This window comes from Neisseria sp. P0009.S007 (assembly GCF_051962515.1).
Genome location: NZ_JBQCVF010000211.1, coordinates 1 through 2,326, shown reverse-complemented (window position 1 = coordinate 2,326; position 2,326 = coordinate 1). Strand labels below are relative to the sequence as shown.

The 2,326-nt window shown below is 47.7% G+C and carries 2 protein-coding genes; both read right to left on the bottom strand.

Annotated features, from left to right (window positions below; all coding sequences use genetic code 11):
- Positions 1–238 precede the first annotated feature (238 nt).
- A complete protein-coding gene (locus tag ACTHS3_RS11685; RefSeq protein ID WP_070606043.1) occupies positions 239–1,300 on the bottom strand; it encodes a DNA polymerase beta superfamily protein in 1,062 nt (353 codons plus the stop codon).
- A gap of 14 nt (positions 1,301–1,314) precedes the next feature.
- A complete protein-coding gene (locus ACTHS3_RS11680) occupies positions 1,315–2,073 on the bottom strand; it encodes a nucleotidyltransferase domain-containing protein (protein ID WP_440368007.1) in 759 nt (252 codons plus the stop codon).
- Positions 2,074–2,326 lie beyond the last annotated feature (253 nt).

Sequence of the window (2,326 nt, the reverse complement as noted above, 5' to 3'; positions counted from 1 at the left end):
CCATTATAAAGCAAGGAGAATAGGCGTTAAACTCGATATTTTTGGATTATGATGAAAAAACAACAATTTTGTCGTATAAATCCAATCAATAACGAAATTATATTTCATGTTGCTATCCCTTGTTGGGAGACGGCGGAAAAGGTTGTTTTGATGGACAGACGGTTAGAATTTGAAATATGAAAAGGCCGTCTGAAAAGAGGAAACACATAATTTCAGACGGCCTCTGTTTTTGATTCTCTTATCCGTAAATCTTGGTTCGGATTTCGACGAGGGCATTGATTGCCAAAGTGCTGTTTACAGCTTCCGGTAAATCGGACTGGGCGAACAAATTTTCTACTTCGTTAATCAATGTTTCTGTACGCGCCAACAGTTCATTGTAAGGAAAAGAACCGCGCTTGATGGCCAGCAATTCGTCACGATTGGGACGGCGTGGACGGATTTCGCCATGAAGGGCAATATCGCGCGCGGTCTCAAGCAGGCGGAAAGTGTGCATCATATTTTTTGCGTCGTAACCGTGACCGTGCGCCTGCGTGCCTTGATAGCGTGTTTCGTTGCGTTCTGCCAGCCATTGTTGATAAGAGGCATATTCGCGGCAGTAGCTGCTGTATCCGTCTTGGTTGAAGGATAGATGGGCAAGCGGTGATTCGCCTTCTGGAATGGTGCTGAGTGAAAGCGTTGAGGCTTCGGGTTTGGGTGCAATACCATGGTAGCCAAGTGTGCCGTCGGCATCGTAAAACAGCGCATAAAGTTCTCGGGCGTGGGCTATTTTGATTAAGCCTGCATGCCTTTGCTCCATTCCGCGTTGCGAAAGCCAGTGTTGCAGCGGTACAGTTTGCGCGCCTTCTACGATGTGGCAGAAATCAAGGATGCTTTTCTTTTCAGACGGCATCGGATTGCTGATTTTTTTATTCAATCCCCGTGCTTTTTTGATTTGTCCGTAGGCATAGCCTGCAAAACTTTGCTGACAGGTTTTAGAGATAAACCATTCGGTTTTAAATGCATCCATCAATGGCGAACGGTATCGCACACAGTCGGAAGGGGAAGCCAGCAGCTCTAGCGTGTTTGGATTACTTTGCAACAGCAATTCGATAAACCGTCCCAGTTCGTAATACACAATATCGTTGGTTTCATTGCTGATTTGTTGGATGTATTCCATGCCGTAAAACATGGATTTAGGCAGGTAAAACACGCCTTTGATGTCGGTATCGGACTCGGGCGTTGCCAAACCGTAGGCGCGGCTGCCGGACACGGCTTCAAGCAGAATCAGGTTTTGCGTATGCAAGTCTTCGAGGGTCAGCATATCCAGACGGCCTTTTACGGATAAATGGTTGCCAAGGTGGAGCGGAACAATTCGTTCAAAGGCCCGCTATCGGCAGGTTCGGCAGCAGGGGCAGACAAGGCAGAAACTTCGTTATATAGGTCAACAGTCAGCTTTTGCAGCTCTGGCGATAATGTGTGCAGATAACTTTCGTCTTGTCCTGCTTTTAATGCGACTAGATCAGTAATTTGGGTAGCACAATCTGTCTGCCACTCATTCATCAACTCAACCAAAGTCATTGGCGGAATACCGCCTTGTTTCACTGCCCAGCGTGCCGCCAATAAAGGGCGTAAGACGTAAAACCATTTCTTCAATTTAATCGGCTGCGCCAAATCCATGGCTTTCAAAGCATTGCCGGCGATACCGCGATAATGGTGCAACAACGCGGCGGCTTGGACGTATTGGGGCGCAAGTTCGTTCAGACGGCCTATGAATGCCTCATCTTGTGTATAAACAATCGGTGAACGCAGCCATTCGAGCAATACGGCATTGCTTTTTCTCAACAGGCGCAAAGCCTTGCGGATGTCCCAGCCGCCTACGTCAAACCATTGGTTTTCAATAAATTCAAACGTATCTTTTGCTTCATCAATTTGCAGATAATGTTCTTGCGGACGGATATAAAGGGCGCGTACATCATAATCGCTGTCGGGCGAAGCAAAGCCCCATGCGCGGCTTCCGCTCTCCGCCGCCAACAGAAAATACAGTGGTTCGGCAAGTGAAATTTGAGTCAGTTTTTCTTGAATAGTTTGTTTCATTACGTTTTCCTTCTTTTTGCAGAAAGGCCGTCTGAAACTGAGCAATCAGGTTTCAGACGGCCTTTTATCTATTCAAATCCGATAGGATTGATTAGGCTTTGTTTTTCAGACGGCCATGCAATTCCTGTACGCTGTACACGCCCAAGTGTTCGCGGCTTTTTGCGCCTTCGCTCATAGCTTCGCCGCCGGCGATGGTGGTGTATTGCGGTACGCGTTGGGTGAGGGAGGTGCGGCGGATGCTGTGGCTGTCGGT